The organism is Mechercharimyces mesophilus (assembly GCF_059818345.1).
The window spans coordinates 1,130,222-1,149,907 of record NZ_JCBAPH010000001.1; the positions used below are offsets into that span (position 1 = coordinate 1,130,222).

Consider the following 19,686-nt stretch of genomic DNA (forward strand, 5'->3'; position numbering starts at 1 on the left):
CTTCATGCGAAACCGCTATTCCTATCCGCCCAACTCTCCTCCCCCGGTCCCACGTGGTCCCCGTGGGCCTCTCGGTCCACGTCTCCCTCTTGGACCACGACCTCCCGCTTCTCCGGTCGCTCCAACTGAACCGGTCGTCCCTGTTGGACCGGTCGGACCAGTCACACCTACTTGCTGACCCACTTTCGTGACGAAAGCGTCTGCGACTCCTCCGAATTGACTTTGAAAAACCACAGAAGTGGCGGGAAAGTTGATGGATGAAGTTTGCCCAGTAAGATAAGCATTCTCTTGATTGTCCACGGCAACATCATTACCGATATCAAGATCCGTTCCTCCTAGGTACGAGGAAAAAGAAATTCCTTGACCTGAGAAGCTCATTTGTGTAATAAAGGCATCTGAATTACCAGCCAAGCTGTCTTGGAAAGCATCTGAGGTAACAGGGAAATCGATGGAGTTTGTCCGTCCTGTCACCCATGCCTCTCCAAACGAGTTGAGTACAATACCTAACCCTTGTTCGAAAGTTCCGCTACCACCCAGATAAGTGGAGTACACCAAGTTGCTTCCGGTAGGATTCAGCTTGGTCACGAACGGATCTTGCGAGCCCCGCAGGAGAGTTTGAAAAGCATTGTTGGTCGTTGGAAAGTCAGTAGAAGCGGTGGTTCCTATCACATAAGCCTGATTACTCCCATCGACATCGATCGCCCTTCCTTCGTCTGTTGCACTCCCACCCAAGAATGTGGAGTAGATCAAGGAAGAACCAGAAGAATTCACCCTCGTGATAAAGGCATTCCGCACCCCTCTCGACATCGTCTGAAAGGCTCCTGAAGTGATAGGGAAATTGGTGGAAAACGCTTGTCCTGTCACATAAGCCTGATTACTCGCATTGAGGGAAATTCCAAACCCAATATCGATTAAGTTTCCGCCTAAGTACATCGAGTACACCAAGGAAGTCCCCGCTGCGTTCACCTTGGTGACAAAGGCATTCTGAATCCCCCGTAACATCGTCTGAAAGGCACCCGACGTGACAGGGAAATTGATGGAAAACGTTTGTCCTGTCACATAAGCATGGTTCGTTGCATCCACCACAATGTCATATCCCAAATCAGGACCTCCTCCTCCCAAGTAAGTAGAGTAGATCAAGGAAGCTCCCGTTTCACTCAATTTGGAAATAAAAGAATTTCCTCCCCCTGCAATGCTATGTTGAAAAGCACCTGACGTCGTTGGATAGTTCGTCGAAAATGTCTGCCCTGTCACATACGCGTTTCCGATGGCATCCACCGTAATTGAAAATCCCCCATCGTTTCTAGTCCCTCCAATATAGGTGGAGTACAGCAATGAGCGACCACTTTCGTTAAGCTTGGATACAAAGACATCGTTCGCTCCCGCAAATACCGTCTGAAACGCACCGGTAGTGATAGGAAAATTAGTAGAGCCGGTGGAACCTGTAACATACGCGCAACGTGCCGAATCAACGTCGATTCCATTCCCCACATCGGATTGTGATCCACCCAGGTACGTCGAATAAAAGACCACCGGGTCAATCACCAGCAGGCGGGAGGCATCGTAGGTTCCGGCTTCGATGTGAAAGCCAATGGAATCGTCTTCCTTTCGTTGAAAATGGGTTGGAATCTCTCTTACTCCTTGCGCTGTTTCTTGAAAACTGACGGGTTTTTCTTCGCGTAGAACTCCTTCGTGGGTATAGACCAGTAAGTCACCTTGCTCATTTAAGTCCATGTCCTCCGCACCCTCATATCGCAGGCAAACCTCTTCTACACAAGCTCCTGGATGAACTCGGATATCGTACTTCAACTGCGCTTGCTGTCCATAGAAAATGACATCGATGCCCTGCCACACGCCTTCGTAGACGATCTGCTCCTCTCGCTCCGGTAGATCAACCCTTTGGGGAAGCACATCTTCACAGCCACCGACAAACCGCAGAAACACCTCGGTTACCCCGCTAAGTGTGAACCTTACCCCCTCCGGGAGAAAGGTATACTGGATGCCCTCTCCTTCAGCAATGAACACCGTCTTCTTCTCTCCTTTTCTCTCTCGGGGGTCAAACCACCGTCTGGGTGATGATACGCTCTTGACTCTTTTCATGGTGAAACCTCCATTGGATATCAGCTAAGATGCTTTATCCTATGAAGTGACATCCTTTTAGGTACGAGTAGGTGTTTAGAAAGAGATGCCTCCCTTCTTCACTCGCTATCGGTTGAATCAACCTTACGTGATCCTTCTCTCTTTCATAAAAAAAGAGCAACCACCTTCCTCATAAGAAGAAGGCAGTCGCTCTCATCAGAGTGTATTTTCTACTCCCCTTATAGATAACCCACAAGATTTTGTGTCACACACCCCATGAATGCAGTCAACATGAGTGCATCAGGTTCTATCGCGCCTGGTTGATGGGCGGCGGCATCTCCTATTGTTATCTGATCCACGACCCAGCGTCTCTCAAAGAGTAACCGCTCGCCCATCTTCCTATCACTCTCAGGGTGAGCTTTCACCCTTATCTTCAACAGCAACCTTCTACCTAGCGAAAACTTAATTTCACTAGGTGAAGACTTTCATAGAAACCGCTGCACTCTATCCGCCCAACTCTCCTCCCCCCGTCCCACGTGGTCCGCGCGGTCCTCTCGGTCCGCGTCTCCCTCTTGGACCGCGCTCTCCCGCTTCTCCGGTCGCTCCTGTTGGACCGGTCGGACCTGTTACACCTACTTGCTGTCCCACTTTCGTGACGAAAGCGTCTGTATCTCCTCCATACTGACTTTGAAAGGCCACAGAGGTAACGGGGAAGTTCGTAGAAGAAGTCTCTCCAGTAATATAAGCATTCTCCTGATTATCCACCGCCACATCATTTCCAATATCAGCATCTGTCCCTCCTAAGTACGAGGAAAAAGAAATCCCTTGTCCCGAAAAGCTCATCTGTGTAATAAAAGCATCGATTATTCCAGCTAAGCTATCTTGGAAAGCATCTGAGGTAACAGGGAAATTGGTGGAATTCGTTCTTCCTGTTACCCATGCTTCTCCAAACGAATTGAGTGCAATGCCAAACCCTTGATCGTTAGGTCCGATACCGCTCCCCCCCAAATAAGTGGAGTACACCAAATTGCTTCCGGTGGGATTCAACTTGGTTACGATCGCATCTTGCATGCCTCGCAGGAGTGTCTGAAAAGCATTGTTGGTAATCGGAAAGTCAGTAGACTGGGTGCTTCCTGTTACATAAGCCTGATTGCTCCCATCGACATCAATAGCTGAACCAATGTCAAAGGTATTCCCCCCCAAGAAAGTGGAGTAGATCAAGGAAGATCCAAGAGAATTAATCCTCGTTACAAAGGCATCTACTCCTCCATTTATCGTTGTCTGAAAAGCTCCTGAAGTAGTGGGGAAATTGATCGAATTTGTGTTGCCAACCACAAAAGCCTGATTACTTGTGTTGAGGGCAACTCCATTTCCAGTATCCAGATTGTTCCCACCTAAATACGTCGAATACACCAAGGAAGTCCCCGTAGCGTTCACCTTGATGACAAAGGCATTTTGAAAGCCTCCTAACATCGTCTGAAAAGCACCGGAAGTGGTGGGGAAATCGACCGAATCGGTCGCGCCTGTCAGATAGGCATTGCTCATTGTATCCACCACGATACCCATTCCGGAATCATTGCCAGTACCTCCTAAATAACTAGAGTAGATTAGAGAGTTCCCCGCAGCATTCAATTTAGATACAAAAGCATCTATCATCCCTCCAATACTGGGTTGAAAAGCCCCTGCCGTCGTTGGGTAGTTTGTCGAATCTGTCTCCCCTGTTACATACGCATTTCCTAGAGTATCAACAGCAATGGAAGATCCGAAATCACTACCACTCCCTCCAATGAAAGTAGAATAAAATAACGAGCTTCCTGTTTCACTAAACTTGGATACGAATACATCGCTGGCACCCGCAAACACCGTCTGGAATGCACCTGTAGTGAGAGGAAAATCGGACGAAGTGGTTAGTCCCGTCACATACGCACGACGTGCAGAATCGACAGCGATCCCATTCCCTAGGTCGGTTAGAGATCCCCCTAGGTACGTCGAAAAAAACACCACCGGATCAATCACCAATAGGCGGGAGGCATCGTAGGTTCCATCTTCGATATGAAAACCAATGGAACCCTCTTCCTCTAGCTGAAAATGGGTTGGAATCTCTCTTACTCCTTGAGCTGTTTCTTGAAAACTAACAGGTTTTTCTTCGCGCAAAATCCCTTCGTGGGTATACACCAATAAGTCGCCCTGCTCATTTAACCCCATATCTTTCGCACCCTCATATTGCAATCTAATCTCTTCTACACAAGCTCCTGGATGAACCCGGAGATCGTACTTCAACTGCTCCTGCTGTCCATAGAAAACGACATCGATGCCCGGCCACACGCCCTCGTAGACGATTTGCTCCTCTCGCCCCGGTAAATCGACCGTGTGGGGTAGCACGTCTTCATCTCCACCGACAAACCGCAAAAACACCTCGGTCGATTCACTAAGCGTAAACCTTATGCCCTCTGGCAGGAAAGTGTACTCAATTCTCTCCCCTTCGGCAACAAAAACTGTCTTCCTCTCTTCTTTTTTCTCCCGGGGGTAAAACCACTGCCTAGGTGATGAAGTATCCTTGACTCTTTTCATGACATAGCCCTCCATTGAATCTCACTTAAGATGCTTTATCCTATGAAGCGACGCCCTTTTTGGGAATGTGTATTTACCTAGAAAGAGAGCATTTCCTCATCCGAAATACAGATGGGATACTCCCCTCTCAAAAAAAGAGCAACCACCCTCCCATAAGGAAAGCGATTGCTCTCATCGATTTTGTTTCTGCCACTCCCCTCGTAGAAAACCCGCATGGTTGGTGCCACACGATCCCGATGAAAATAGTCAGTTCAAGCGTGGTAGGTTTTTCCATATTATGGTTGATGGGCGGTGGCATCTCCTATCGCTACCTGATCCACGACTCAGATCTCTCAATCGCCCCATCTTCCAATCACTCTTAGGACGAGCTTTCACCCTTACCTTCATCGACAGCTTCTCCACCTAGCGAAATCACTAAATGGAGACCTTCATAAAAACCGATGCACTCTATCCTCCCAACTCTCCTTCACCCGTCCCACGCGGTCCCCGTGGTCCTCGCGGTCCACGCCTTCCTCTTGGACCGCGAGGTCCCGCTTCTCCAGTCACTCCTACTGAACCCGTCGCTCCTGTTGGTCCCGTCGGACCCGTCACACCCACTTGCTGCCCTACTTTCGTGACAAAAGCGTCTGTATTTCCTCCAGCATATTGACTTTGAAAGGCGTCAGACGTAACAGGAAAATTGGTAGAAGAAGTTTGCCCGGTAACATAAGCATTCTCTTGATTATCCACGGCCACTTCATTGCCAAAATCAAGATTCGTTCCTCCTAGGTACGAGGAAAAAGAAATTCCTTGTCCCGAGAAGCTCATCTGCGTAATATAAGCATCACTTAGTCCAGCTAGGCTGTCTTGGAAGGCATCTGAGGTAACTGGGAAATCGGTGGAATTCGTCTGTCCTGTCAACCACGCTTCTCCAAACGAGTTGAGGGCAATGCCACTTCCGACATCAGCTGTACCGCTACCACCCAAATAAGTGGAGTACACCAGATTGCTTCCGGCGGGATTCAGCTTGGTCACGATCGCATCTTGTGTACCTCTCAAGAGAGTCTGGAAAGCATTGTTGGTGGTTGGAAAGTCAGCAGACAGTGTGCTTCCCGTCACATAAGCATGATTGCCACCGTCTACATCGATCCCCCCTCCGTTCTCTAGAGAAGTCCCTCCCAAGAAAGTGGAGTAAATCAAGGAAGATCCACTGGCATTGACCCTCGTGATAAAGATATCATTCCTCCCGGTTAGAACCGTCTGGAAAGATCCTGAGGTGATAGGGAAATTCATCGAAGAAGCCGTGCCAGTCACAAAAGCCTGATTACTCGAATTGACAGCAATTCCAGTCCCAACATCAAAATTTATTCCACCTAAATACATTGAGTACACCAAAGAAGTCCCCGTTGCATTGACTTTAGTGACAAAGGCGTTCTGAGACCCTCGTAACATCGTCTGGAAGGCACTCGACGTGACGGGGAAGTCGCTCGACATGGTCACTCCTGTCACATACGCATTGTTGGTTGCATCCACCACAATTCCGGCTCCCGTATCCATACTGTCTCCTCCCAAATAAGTGGAGTAGATCAGGGAGACTCCCGTTGCACTCAATTTGGAAACAAAAACATCTCGCCCCCCTGCAATACTGGGTTGAAAAGCTCCTGGTGTCGTTGGATAGTTTGTCGACGTTGTCCTCCCTGTCACATACGCATTTCCTGTGGTATCAACAGCAATGGAAGCCCCACTCTGGCCACTATCTCCCCCAAGGAAGGTAGAATAAAGTAATGAACGACCATTTCTGCTTAATTTCGAAACAAAAACATCGCTCGCACCCGTAAATACCGTTTGAAAAGCCCCTGTCGTAGTTGGGAAATCCGTCGAATTTGTACTCCCTGTCACATACGCACGACGAGCGGAGTCAACAGCAATACCTTCCCCCGATTCGTTCTGAGATCCACCCAGATACGTCGAATAAAACACTACCGGGTCAATCACCAGCAGGCGGGTGGCATCATACGTTCCGGCTTCAATGTAAAAGCCAATGGTGCCGTCTTCTTTCAGTTGAAAGCAGGTTGGAATCCTCCTCTCTCCCTGCACTGTCTCTTGATAGCTGACGGGCTTTTCTTCGCGTAGAACCCCTTCATGGGTATACACCCATAAGTCGCCTTGTTCATTTAATGCAATGTCCTCCGCACCTTCATACTGCAACCGAATCTCTTCTACGCAGCCCTCTGGATGAACATGGATATCGTACTTCAACTGTTCTTCTTGTCCATAGAAAACGACATCGATGCCCTGCCATACCCCTTCGTAAACGATTCGCTCCCCTCTTCCTGGTGAAGTGACCTTGCGGGGCAACACTTCTTTATCCAAACCGACAAACCGTAAAAACACTTCGGTCGATTCACTGATTGTAAACCTTACGCCCTCGGGCAGAAAGGTGTACTGGATTCTCTCCCCTGTGGCAACAAACACTGTCTTCCTCTCTTCCTTTTTCTCTTGAGGGTGAAACCACCGCCTGGGTGATGAAACATCCTTGACTCTTTTCATCGCATAGCCCTCCATTAAATGTCACTTAAGATGCTTTATCCTATGAATCGACATTCCTTTCCGGTTTGTGTATGCACCTATAGGAAGAGCATCTTTTCAATCGCTAGAGGCTGAATCAACCTTGGCAGGTTTTTCTCAAAAAAAGAACAACACCCTCCACAGAAGAGGAACGGGGTTGCTCCCATCCAATTGTTTCTTTTGCTCATCTAACGTTACTCATCTCGTGCCCTTTCACAGGCAACTTTGACCTTCTTTCGCTATAAAAAAGCCTCATCAACAAGGAATAGATCCTACCCCTCGCTTTCTATCTCTTGCCTCATATGCACACCTCTGATAACTTCCTTGATCATATGAGGCACCAGTAGAACCCGTTCCGCTCTATCCTCCCAACTCTCCTTCCCCCATCCCACTTGGTCCCCGTAGGCCTCTCGGTCCGCGTCTTCCTCTTGGACCGCGGGGTCCTTGTTCTCCGGTTGCTCCAACTGGACCCGTCGTTCCCGTTGGACCGGTCGGACCCATCTGTCCCACTTGCTGCCCCACTTTCGTAACAAAAGCATCTGTAACTCCACCAAATTGACTTTGAAAGGCCATAAAAGTGACGGGGAAGTCAGCAGAAGTCGTTAATCCAGTAATATAAACATTCTCTTGATTATCCACAACAACATCAACTCCAGAATCGCTGGCATTTCCTCCTAGGTACGAGGAAAAAGAAATTCCTTGTCCCGAAAAGCTTATCTGCGTGATAAAAGCATTCCTATTCCCAGCTAAGCTGTCTTGGAAAGCATCTGACGTAACAGGGAAAATCATAGAATCGGTTTCTCCTGTCACCCATGCCTCCCCAAACGAGGTGAGCACAATGCCTAATCCCTGTTCAAATGTCATACCGCCACCACCACCCAAGTAAGTGGAAAACACCACATTGCTTCCAATCGGATTAAACTTGGTCACAAACGCATCTTGCGCGCCTCTCAGAAGGGTCTGAAAAGCATTGATGGTCGTTGGAAAGTTAACAGACGAGGTGAGTCCTGTCACATAAGCATGATTGCCATTATCCACATCGATAGCCGTTCCATTCTCCGTGGAATTTCCACCTAATAAAGTAGAATAAATCAAGGAAGATCCCAGAGAATCCATCCTCGTGATAAAGGCATCCGTTCCTCCACTTAGGGTCGTCTGAAAAGCTGCTGAAGTGATGGGGAAATTGGGCGAAGTTGTCGTACCAACCACAAAAGCCTGCTTGCTTCCATTGAGGGCAAGACCTTCTGCAACATCAATCGTGTTTCCTCCTAAATACGTCGAATACACTAAGGAAGTCCCCACTATGTTAACCTTGGTGACAAAGGCATTCTGAATCCCTCGCAACATCGTCTGAAAGGCACCGGAAGTGGCTGGGAAATTGGCAGACTGGGTCCCTCCAGTCACATAAGCTTCGTTCGTCGCATCCACCACAATGCCATTTCCCATATCGTCTTCTATTCCTCCTAAATAAGTAGAGTAAATCAGGGAGGCTCCCGTTACACTCAACTTGGAAACAAAGGCATCTTGCCCCCCTGCAATACTGGATTGAAAAGCCCCAGCCGTCGTTGGATAGTTGGTCGAATCTGTCTCCCCTGTCACATACGCATGTCCTATAGTATCAACAGCAATAGAGGCTCCCATATCGCTACCTCTCCCTCCAATGAAGGTGGAATAAAGTAACGAGCTTCCCGTTTCACTAAACTTGGTTACAAATACATCGCTGGCACCTGCAAACACCGTCTGGAAGGCACCCGTGGTAGTAGGAAAATCTGACGAATTTGTACTTCCTGTCACATAGGCACGATGTGCAGAATCAACAGCAATCCCATTTCCCGCATCAGTTTGAGAACCACCCAGATACGTCGAATAAAACACCACCGGGTCAATCACCAGTAGGCGAGAAGCATCGTATGTGCCGACTTCGATATGAAAGCCAAGGCAACTGTCTTCTTTTCTCTGAAATTGGGTCGGAATCGATCTCTTTCCTTGCGCTGATTCTTGATAGCTGACGGGCTTTTTCTCGCATAGAATCCCTTCTTGGGTATACACCAATAAGTCACCCTGATCATTTAAAACAATGTCCTCTGCACCCTCATATTGCAATCGAATCTCTTCTACATAGGATCCTGGATGAACCAAGATATCGTACTTCAACTGCGCCTGTTGCCCATAAAAAACGACATCGATGTCCGGCCACACGCTCTCGTAGACGATTTGTTCCTCTTGCATTGCTGAAGCCACCTTTTGAGGCAGCACACCTTCTTCACCACCAACAAACCGTAAGAAAACCTCAGTCGATTCACTTAACCTAAACCCCACCCCCTCCGGGAGAAAGGTGTACTGGATGCCCTCCCTTTCGGCAACAAACACCTTCCTCTTTTCTCTCATTTCCTCTCGGGGGTGAAACCACCGTCTGGGTGATAGTACATCCTTGATTCTATTCATCGCATAGCCCTCCATTGGATGTCACGCAAGATGCTTTATCCTATGAAGAGACTTCCCTTTTGGATTGGCGTATGCGTCGAAAATGAGCCCCTATCTACATTCGTTGGGCTGAATCCACCTTATCCGATACTCCTCTCATACCAAAAAAGGAGCAACCATCCTCCCTGAGGACGAGGTTGCTCCCATCCGATTCCTTCTTCTACTCATCCAAGGTGACCCTTCTCATGCCCATTCACAGTCAATCTCAACCTTCTTCCACTGTAAAAAAGTACTACCAGCCGGGAAGAAGTAACCTCTGTCAAATAGACAGGAATTAACTCTGAGTCGAGTTTCCTACCTCGGGCTATCTGTTTCTCAGCCCAAATGTACACCCCTGATGACTTTCTCGATCACGTAAAATAGTAATCAAAAAGCTTTCTATTCACTGGCGGGCACTGATCCGCTAGTAGAAACCAGATACGCTCTCTATCCGCCCAACTCCCCCCCACCTATCCCACGCGGTCCCCGAGGGCCTCTCGGTCCGCGTCTCCCTCTTGGACCACGTGGTCCCGCTTCTCCGGTCGCTCCGACTGAACCCGTCGCTCCTGTAGGACCGGTCGGACCCGTCACGCCTGTCTGCTGTCCCACTTTCGTGACAAAAGCATCTGTATTTCCTCCAGCATATTGACTTTGAAAGGCCGAAAAGGTGACGGGGAAATTCGTAGAAGAAGTTTGCCCAGTAAAATAAGCATTCCCTTGATCATCAACAGCAACGGCATTACCAATCTCGCTTTCATTTCCTCCTAGATATGAGGAAAAAGAAATTCCTTGTCCCGAGAAACTCATCTGGGTAATAAAAGCATTCGAATTACCCGCCAAGCTATCTTGGAAAGCATCTGACGTGACGGGGAAACTCGTCGAATCGGTTTGTCCTGTCACCCATGCCTCCCCAAACGAATTAAGAGCAATGCCTAAGCCCTGTTCGAAAACCGAACCACCACCACCGCCCAAATAAGTGGAGTACACCAAGTTGCTCCCGGTCGGATTCAACTTGGTCACGAACGAATCTTGTGTGCCTCTCCGAAGGGTCTGAAAAGCATTGTTGGTAACCGGGAAGTCAGTAGAGAAGGTGGTTCCTATCACATAAGCTTGATTGCTTCCATCCACATCGATAGCCGTTCCATTATCTCCAGCATTCCCGCCCAAGAAAGTGGAGTAGACCAAGGAAGATCCCAAAGAATTCATTCTCGTGATAAAGGCATCCGTTCCTCCATTTAGAGTCATCTGGAAGGCTCCTGAAGTGATAGGAAAATTGGTCGAAGCTGTCGCGCCAGTCACAAAAGCCTGATTACTTGCATTGAGGGCAATTCCTCCTCCAGCATCAAACAAGTTTCCACCTAAATACGTCGAATACACCAAAGAAGTCCCCGCTGCGTTCATCTTGGTGACAAAGGCATTCTGAGTCCCTCGTAACATCGTCTGAAAAGCACCCAAAGTGACGGGGAAATCACTCGAACTGGTCGATCCTGTCACATAGGCATTGTTCATTGCATCCACCACAATGCCATTTCCCGTATCGTCTTCTATTCCTCCTAAATAAGTAGAGTAGATCAGGGAGGACCCTGTTACATCCAGCTTGGATACAAAAGCATCTTCACCTCCCCCAATACTGGGTTGAAAAGCTCCCGAAGTCGTTGGATAGTTACCCGAAGATGTCTCCCCTGTCACATACACATTTCCTAGAGTATCAACCGCAATGGAACCTCCACTATCGTTACCACTCCCCCCAATGAAGGTGGAGTAAAGTAACGAGCTTCCTGTTTTGCTAAACTTGGAAACGAATACATCGTTCCCCCCCGTAAGCACCGTCTGAAATGCTCCCGTCGTAGTAGGGAAATCTGGTGAATTTGTACTTCCTGTCACATACGCGTTACGCACAGAATCAACAGCAATCCCAAACCCCACATCACTTTGAGACCCACCTAGATACGTCGAATAAAACACCACCGGGTCAATCACCAGTAGACGAGAGGCATCGTATTTTCCAGATTCGATGTCAAAGCCAAGACAACCGTCTTCCTTTCTCTGAAAGTGGGTCGGAATCGATCTCTTTCCTTGCGCTGTTTCTTGAAAGCTGACGGGCTTTTTCTCACATAGAATCCCTTCTTGGGTATGCACCAACAAGTCGTCTTGTTCATTAAATCCCATGTCTTCTGCACCCTCATATCGCAATCGAATCGCTTCTACACAGGCTTCTGGATGAACCCGGATATCATACTTCAACTGCTCATTCTGTCCATAGAAAACGATATCGATTCCCGGCCACACACTCTCGTAGACGATTTGCTCCTTTTTCATTAATGAAGCCACCTTACGAGGCAACACATCTTCTTTACCGCCGACAAACCGTAAGAATACCTCCGTCGATTTACTGAATGTAAACCTTACTCCCTCGGGCAGAAAGGTATACTGGATACCCTCCCCTTCGACAACAAACTCCTTCCTACTTCCTCTCATTTCCTCACGGGGGTGAAACCACCGTCCAGTTGATGATACGTTCTTGACTACTCTTTTCATGGCCTATCCCTCCATTGGATATCACTTAAGATGCTTTATCCTATGAAGAGACCCCCCGTTCGGGAATGTGTATATGCCTAGAAAGAGCCCATCTCCACATTTACTGTCGATCGAATTCACTTTGTCAGGTCCTTCTCTCGTACAAAAAAGGAACAACTACCCTCCACAAAAAAGGCGAGGTTGGTCCCATCCGACTCCTTCTCCTACTCATCGAAGGTGACCCTTCTCATGCCCATTCACAGTCAACCTCTACCTTCTTGTGCTGTAAAAACAATGTCAGCCGGGAACTTCGGGTTTCCTACCTCTGTCTCCCTATCCCTTGCCTCATGTGCACGCCTCTGATAACTTCCTTGATCGAGCGCAAAAAAGCTCTCTATTCACAAATGAATCACTAAGCCGATAATAGAAACCGGATACGCTCTCTATCCGCCAAACTCTCCTCCGCCTGCCCCACGCGGTCCACGTGGGCCTCTCGGTCCACGTCTCCCTCTAGGTCCGCGATCTCCCGCTTCTCCGGTCGCTCCAGCTGAACCCGTCGCTCCTGTTGGACCGGTCGGACCGGTCACGCCTGCTTGCTGTCCCACTCTCGTGACAAAAGCGTCTGTGCTTCCACTATACAGACTTTGAAAGGCCGAAGAGGTGACAGGGAAATTCGTAGAGGAAGTTTCTCCAGTAAAATAAGCATTGCCTTGATTATCCACCGTAGCAGCATTTCCAAAATCGTCTTGTGTTCCTCCTAAATACGAGGAAAAAGAAATTCCTTGTCCCGAGAAGCTCATCTGCGTGACAAAAACATCATATCCTCCAGCCAAGCTATCTTGGAAAGCAGCTGAGGTAACAGGAAAATTCGTGGAATTCGTTTGTCCTGTCACCCATGCTTCTCCAAAAGAGGTGAGGGCAAGACCAATCCCTAATTCGATACCGCCACCGCCTAAATAAGTGGAGTACACCACATTGCTTCCGGCGGGATTTAACTTGGTCACGAACGCATCCTGTATGCCTTTCAGGAGAGTCTGGAAAGCATTATTGGTAGTCGGGAAGTTAGTAGATCGAGTGGATCCTGTCGCATAAGCCTGATTGCCCCCATCCACATCGATAGCTACTCCTCTCTCTCCTCCGTTCCCCCCCAAGAATGTGGAGTAGACCAAGGAAGATCCCAGGGAATTCATCCTCGTGATAAAGGCATCAGATGGTCCATTTAGCGTCGTCTGGAAAGCTCCTGATGTGACAGGGAAATTAATGGAAGCTGTAAAACCAGCCACATAAGCCTGATTGCTTCCATTGAGGGCAATTCCATTTCCCACATCGGTATTGTTTCCTCCTAAAAACGTCGAGTACACCAAGGAAGTACTCGTTGCGTTAAACTTGGTAACAAAAGCATTTGTATCATTCAAACCACCAGGAAAAGTGGTTTGAAAAGCACCCGAAGTGGTGGGGAAATTGACCGAACTGGTTGATCCCGTCACATAAGCCTGGTTGCTACCATCAACAGCAATGGCATTTCCACTATCATTGTTACTCCCTCCTAAGAAAGTGGAGTAGATCAGGGAGCTCCCCGTGACGTTCAATTTGGATACAAAAGCAGATTGCACACCGAGTATAATGGTCTGAAAAGCCCCCGACGTCGTTGGATAGTTATCCGAATTTGTACTTCCTGTCACATACGCATTTCCAATCGTATCAACCACAATGGCATTTCCTATATCCGCTCCTTCCCCACCAATATAAGTGGAATAGAGTAATGAGCTCCCGCTTTCACTAAACTTGGATACGAATACATCGCTGGTACCCGCAAACAAGGTCTGGAATGTACCCGAGGTAGTAGGAAAATCTGACGAATTTGTACTTCCTGTCACATACACACGACGTGCCGAATCGACAGCAATACCTTGACCTCTATCGAGCTGAGATCCCCCCAGATATGTCGAATAAAACACCACTGGGTCAATTATCAGCAGGCGGGAAGCATCGTATGCTTAAGCTTCGAGGTGAAAGCCAAGACAGCCGTCTTCCTTTCTCTGAAAGTGGGTCGGAATCGGCCTCTTTCCTTGCGCTATCTCTTGAAAGCTGACGGGCTTTTTCTCGCAAAGAGTCCCTGCTTGGGTATACACCAATAAGTCGCCTTGTTCATTAATTCCCATGTCCTCTGCACCTTCATATCGCAATCGCACAGCTTCGACACAGACACCTGGATGAACCCAGATATCGTACTTCAATTGCTCATTCTGTCCATAGAAAACGACATCGATGCCCGGCCACACGTCCTGGTAGGCGATTTTCTCCTCTCGCCCAGGTAGATCGACCCTGTGGGGAAGCACATCTTCACCGCCACCCACAAACCGTAAGAATACCTCCGTCGATTTACTGAGCGTAAACCTTACTCCCTCAGGAAAAAAGGTGTACTGGATTCCTTCCCCCTCGGCAACAAACACCTTCCTCTTTTCTCTCATGTCCTCTCGGGGGTGAAACCACCGTCTGGGTGATGATACGTCCTTGATTCTTTTCATGACATAGCCCTCCATTGGACCTCACTTAAGATGCTTTATCCTATGAAGTGATCTCCCATCCGGGAATGTGTATATGTCTAGAAAAATCAATTTTCAACCGATATCAACCGGGACACTCCTACCTTAGCTCTCCTGATCCTTCTCCTCTTGCAAGGTTAACGTGAGCGTACTCGTCCGCGTGTTCACATGGACTCCCTTCCGCTAGCACAATTCATTTACATATTTTCAACCTCGTCAACATTAGGGATTTGCCTTATAATGAAGGAGATACTTGAGGTGGTGAAAATATGGACATTGTCAATCTTCTTACTTTCCTGGCTGCTGCGATCGTGCTTACACTCGCTCCAGGACCGGACATCTTGTATGTCATGACACAAAGCATGGTACAAAGCTATCGAGCGGGTATCTATGTAGCCCTCGGTTTATGTACGGGAGTAATCGTACATACGACCCTAGCGGCGCTGGGGATTTCAGTCATTGTACAAAAGTCGCCTGTTACTTTTCTCATATTGAAAATATTAGGTGCTGGATACCTCCTTTTTCTCGCATGGAAAGCCATTCGAGAACAGCCGACGGTAGAGGCACCTACCACGGAGACAAAATCCTTAGCGGCCTCAGTGCTTTACCGGCAGGGGTTTTTGATGAATGTACTGAATCCCAAAGTCGCCTTGTTCTTCCTCGCGCTCTTTCCACAATTTATCTCGCCTGATATCGATCATCCTACCCTATACAGCTTGTTGCTAGGGGTTATTTTTATGTTGCAAGCACTCGTCATCTTCACGCTGGTCTCATTCGCTGCCGAATGGGTGGGAACCAAATTGTTGAAAAAACCACGTGTTCTAAAAGGCCTGCAATATGGACAAGCCGTTATCTTCATTGCCTTTGCAATTAACTTGGTGCTCTCGGATATTTCCTAAGATCCATTCTTTAAGGAATGGATCTTTTTATCCATTCTGTATATTCCGCTAATAAGGCACTTGCTTGCGTGTTACTTTTTCCTTGCGTATACAAGTAAATCATTTCCCGTTCACCATCTGGATAAAGGACCACCCATCCACCCTGCTCATACACTTTTAAGCCCTCAGCAAACTCCATCCGTTTGCCCCTCATCGTTTCCACCAGGCTTGCCATGACGGCAGCAATTCGCTTGCGCGGACAAGGGCATCTCCCCCGTACATGATGGAGAGGCCAGTAAGGTTGGTCAACTTCGGTGATCACTAGTGAAGATGTATATTTACTCCCAGCTCCAATATGGCTGTTATCTTTTATTCGCTCATCACTTCCGATAACTGAGGTTGGCTCCAATACAGCACGGTTACCAACCGTCACTTGGCTTCCTAATAACGCTCCCTGCATGTGAACCTGCTCCCCTACATGCGTGTTACTCCATAATATACTTTCTTCCACATGGGAAGTATCTGCTATAACGCAATACGAGCCAATGACCGTGCGCCCTCCTACTTTCACCCCTGTGGCCAGGTGGCTTTTTGCACCGATATAAACGGGTGGCTCTAGCTTTACATTGGAAGCCATCTTTACTCCGGATTCCATATAGACATTGGCTGAGATCTCATCAGCCATCAGGTCCACCTGCACGCGCTTCTCCATCATATCTACCTGCGCTTGGCGATACATTTCGAGTGAACCGATGTCACGCCAATATCCTTCCATCACATAGCCATAGAGAGGAAGGTTCTTTTGTAACATTACAGGAAAGATGTCTTTCTCAAAGTAAGCCTCGTTTTTCTTTAAGAGAAGAGAGAAGACAGAAGGCTCAATCACATACATCCCTGTATTAACAAGATCACTATATACTTCTGACCAGCGGGGCTTTTCATGGAAACGCTCAATTTGACCCTGCTCATCCACCATCACCATTCCATATTTCAGGGGCTCCTCCACTTGGCTGAGTACAATCGTCGCTTGCGCTTGCTTTTGCTTATGAAAAGCAAGCGCCTTACCCAGATGAACGTCCGTCAAGGAATCCCCGCTAATAACCAAAAGAGTCTCATCTAAAAAGGAGTGGCAATTTTTCACTCCCCCTGCTGTGCCTAGAGGAATCTCTTCCTCAAAATAGGTAAGTTTCATCCCCCATTGCGAGCCATCTTGAAAGTGTTCTTTTATACTATCTGCCAAATAGGAGACGGTGATTACTACTTCCGTAATGCCATGCTTTTTTAAGAGATCCAGCATGTATCCCATGCACGGTCTTCCCAGCAACGGAACCATCGGTTTTGGGAGATGGTCCGTTAACGGTCTCAACCTTGTCCCTTTTCCTCCGGCAAGAATCACGGCTTTCATTCAACCTCCTCCTTTCTGCACTCTATGAAAAGCCCCCAAACCATTTCATAACAATGTATTTTATGAGTGAATGAAAAAATATGTATATGCTATTTTCTTATATTAGATAAATATAAAACAAGAAAACATCCCCTTCGTCATGGATAAACCAAAGTGGTTTTACCTATCCACAATAAGGAGATGTTTTCGTTTAGGTGAAGAGTCTATTTAATTATAAAGAGGTGTCACTACCTGGGAGGTGCGCTTGATTTAATAATTGAATCCATTGATCTTTCTTTTCATCCGGGATCGGGATACCGTTGTAGACATAATCAATAAAATAGATCCCTTGCTCTGTGACAAGCACACGCGAGAGGGTCGTCGTATGAACGAATTTTGGATCTAATGGCTTTGTTGTAAACATAACCATCGCATCCTCGTCACCCTCTTGTAACAGGTTAAAGTCATAAGTTACCCCAGACTCCTGCTTCATGTTTTCAATTACCTGTTCCATAACCACTGAGGCCGTATAACCCGTCCCTTGCATATCATTCTGGTCATAATAAAGAATATCCACCTGTTCCGACCAATTTTCCCCTTGTCCTTCAATCGCTAAATTCGTATACTCTCCTTCTTCTCCTCTATCCTCTTCTTCTACCTTCACCCATTCTTGATCGTCTAAGTTGATTTTCAACCCGTAGATCACTTCCGATGTAAAGTTTTCTTGCTCATTTGTATCCGTCGGGTCAATTTTCTCTAGCTCTTCCGTATCCTTTTCTTCTTCCCTAACAGCCTCTTCTGCTTCCTTATCTTGTTGCTCTTCTCTCTCCTGCAACTTTTCCACTTGCCCCATTTGTTGCTCCGCTGCTTTTTCTACCTCTTCATTTGCCATTGTCATGAGGGTACCACACCCAGAAAGAACAGCTAATAAGCTCACTCCAATAATAAGAAGGGTTAACCGTTTCAACATCACTAATCTCCTCTCCACTGCACGCTAGAAGTTCTGATCGCGGCAAAAGAGCCTTCCATCCGATATTACCATATCCTACACAAAAATATGACCCTTCATCAAATTTCTTGTTCTGCCCAACCAAACCCTTTTCTTTTTGAATACCTTAGTACTGACCAGAGAACATCTTAAATTCTGTGAAGAAAGAAGAAAGGAGGGTCTACCACGAAACCCATCCGTTTGAACACCTGCGTCAGAATTATGGGTGGTAAGCTCATAAAAAGCCAGGGAAATCAACTGGTTCGTGTGTGTAATTTCGGTGAATCAAAACACCTCCAATCCAACCACCTTTACTTCTACACGAAGAGAAGCAATTGGTCATTGCAGTTGGAGCGTATCCGAAAAGCAAAGCCCTTAGGCGTGGTGGTTCCTCAATCACTCGGCAACGTTCAGCTTCCCTCACAAACGGCACTCATCAAAGTGTGGGATGCCTATACTGCTTTCTGGAAACTAGGCTACTGGAATTGGAAACAGCATAACCCCACGGTAATCGGCATTACGGGTAGTTCTGGAAAATCGACCACCTCCTCTATGGTGTCGGCCATATTGAAGAGGCATTACTCTTTTGTCGAAACAACAGGCAATTTAAATACAGCCACCTTCCTTCCAAGGTATTTAACCAGACTCAATGGCTCCCATCAAATTTTGTTGCTAGAAATGGGAATGAAATCACTCGGCAATATCGCGAAGCAATGTTCCATCGTCCGTCCACACATCGGAGTTGTTACCAATGTAGGGGAAGCACATGTCGGCAGTCTCGGTGGACTGGATACCATCGTAAAGGCGAAACAGGAGATCATCACCGGAATGAGAAAAAACGGTGTCGTCTTTCTAAACGCGGACGATAAACGTTCAGCCAAACTAAACACCAAACGTTTTAACGGAACAGTAAAAACATTCGGCATAAATAACAAAGCACATTTACGTGCAACCGATGTACGACTAACAACCAAAGGAATGGCTTTTAATCTCCTGATTGATGGTGTGTCGAAGGGCGGGATCACGGTTCCGATGATTGGAATCCACAATGTTTACAATGCATTGCCTGCCATTGGAATCGCTCACAACCTCGGGATCTCAGTGGATAACATCCGAAAGGGACTGTTGCAACTTAAAGGACCCAAAATGAGAATGCAACCGATTCCTTATAGCAGAGGAAGATTGATCATTAATGATGCCTGGAATGCCAGCCCCTCTTCCGTGAAAGCAGGCCTTCAGGTGATGGCTCAAATCGCTCCTTATCGACCCACATTGGTTGTATTAGGTGATATGCTTGAGCTGGGAAACCAGACAAATTATTGGCATAAATATATAGGCAATATCGTGGCTGATATTCCACTCGTCAAGCTGATCACCGTCGGTCGATATGGAAAAATTATCAGTGAGTCTGCCATTCAAAATGGGATGAAGCGTAATCAAATCATTCACTTCAATCACACACGAGACGTCGCACCTTATCTCTCACACAAAACGCCAGAGAATGGTGCCATCTACCTCAAAGCCTCACGCAAATTAAAGTTCGAAGGCATTGTTCGCTCCTTAAATCGACGTAAAAAATAAGCCCCGTTTTTGACTACGGGGCTTTTTCTTTCCGCTCCAAGTTTGTGTTGCAAACTTGTTTAGATATGAGAGAGCGTTTTTCCACTCCTGTCTATCATTCACGACTCCTCCACAGCAAAAGGAGGAATTTTC

At 47.3% G+C, this 19,686-nt stretch carries 12 protein-coding genes; 2 read left to right on the top strand and 10 right to left on the bottom strand.

Going from position 1 to position 19,686, the window contains the following annotated elements:
* Nucleotides 1-21: 21 nt before the first annotated feature.
* The 8 genes from AC6RGY_RS05720 to AC6RGY_RS05755 form a co-directional block, all read right to left on the bottom strand.
* Complete coding sequence (locus AC6RGY_RS05720) at nucleotides 22-2,100, bottom strand: DUF7948 domain-containing protein (protein WP_499860410.1); 2,079 nt, start codon at nucleotides 2,098-2,100, stop codon at nucleotides 22-24.
* Nucleotides 2,101-2,318: 218 nt separating this feature from the next.
* Nucleotides 2,319-2,474: a hypothetical protein gene (locus AC6RGY_RS05725; protein ID WP_499860412.1), complete on the bottom strand. Its 156-nt coding sequence runs from the start codon at nucleotides 2,472-2,474 to the stop codon at nucleotides 2,319-2,321.
* Nucleotides 2,475-2,583: 109 nt separating this feature from the next.
* Complete coding sequence (locus AC6RGY_RS05730) at nucleotides 2,584-4,650, bottom strand: SBBP repeat-containing protein (RefSeq protein WP_499860414.1); 2,067 nt, start codon at nucleotides 4,648-4,650, stop codon at nucleotides 2,584-2,586.
* 447 nt (nucleotides 4,651-5,097) lie between these two features.
* The gene (locus AC6RGY_RS05735; RefSeq protein WP_499860417.1) at nucleotides 5,098-7,179 is read right to left on the bottom strand and encodes an SBBP repeat-containing protein; all 2,082 of its coding nucleotides are present in this window, start codon (nucleotides 7,177-7,179) and stop codon (nucleotides 5,098-5,100) included.
* Nucleotides 7,180-7,557: 378 nt separating this feature from the next.
* Entirely contained in the window at nucleotides 7,558-9,642 is a 2,085-nt protein-coding gene (locus AC6RGY_RS05740) for a DUF7948 domain-containing protein (RefSeq protein WP_499860418.1), read from the bottom strand.
* Between the two features lie 465 nt (nucleotides 9,643-10,107).
* Nucleotides 10,108-12,198 (bottom strand): SBBP repeat-containing protein, encoded by a 2,091-nt coding sequence (locus tag AC6RGY_RS05745; RefSeq protein ID WP_499860420.1) that lies wholly within the window; start codon nucleotides 12,196-12,198, stop codon nucleotides 10,108-10,110.
* Nucleotides 12,199-12,620: 422 nt separating this feature from the next.
* Nucleotides 12,621-14,135 carry an SBBP repeat-containing protein gene (locus AC6RGY_RS05750; RefSeq protein ID WP_499860422.1) on the bottom strand — a complete coding sequence of 505 codons (1,515 nt, stop codon included), beginning with the start codon at nucleotides 14,133-14,135 and terminating at the stop codon, nucleotides 12,621-12,623.
* A 39-nt stretch (nucleotides 14,136-14,174) separates the two neighbouring features.
* A complete protein-coding gene (locus AC6RGY_RS05755) occupies nucleotides 14,175-14,705 on the bottom strand; it encodes a DUF7948 domain-containing protein (RefSeq protein ID WP_499860424.1) in 531 nt (176 codons plus the stop codon).
* Nucleotides 14,706-14,992: 287 nt separating this feature from the next.
* Between AC6RGY_RS05755 and AC6RGY_RS05760 the strand changes: the two genes are divergently transcribed.
* Nucleotides 14,993-15,622 carry a LysE family translocator gene (locus AC6RGY_RS05760; protein ID WP_499860426.1) on the top strand — a complete coding sequence of 210 codons (630 nt, stop codon included), beginning with the start codon at nucleotides 14,993-14,995 and terminating at the stop codon, nucleotides 15,620-15,622.
* A gap of 10 nt (nucleotides 15,623-15,632) precedes the next feature.
* Here the strand turns inward: AC6RGY_RS05760 and AC6RGY_RS05765 are convergent, their stop codons facing one another.
* The gene (locus AC6RGY_RS05765; RefSeq protein WP_499860428.1) at nucleotides 15,633-17,006 is read right to left on the bottom strand and encodes a nucleotidyltransferase family protein; all 1,374 of its coding nucleotides are present in this window, start codon (nucleotides 17,004-17,006) and stop codon (nucleotides 15,633-15,635) included.
* A gap of 211 nt (nucleotides 17,007-17,217) precedes the next feature.
* The gene (locus AC6RGY_RS05770) at nucleotides 17,218-17,955 is read right to left on the bottom strand and encodes a hypothetical protein (RefSeq protein ID WP_499860430.1); all 738 of its coding nucleotides are present in this window, start codon (nucleotides 17,953-17,955) and stop codon (nucleotides 17,218-17,220) included.
* A gap of 360 nt (nucleotides 17,956-18,315) precedes the next feature.
* Here AC6RGY_RS05770 and AC6RGY_RS05775 point away from each other — a divergent pair, with 360 nt between their 5' ends.
* The gene (locus AC6RGY_RS05775) at nucleotides 18,316-19,554 is read left to right on the top strand and encodes a UDP-N-acetylmuramoyl-tripeptide--D-alanyl-D-alanine ligase (RefSeq protein ID WP_499860433.1); all 1,239 of its coding nucleotides are present in this window, start codon (nucleotides 18,316-18,318) and stop codon (nucleotides 19,552-19,554) included.
* The last annotated feature ends 132 nt before the right edge of the window (nucleotides 19,555-19,686 follow it).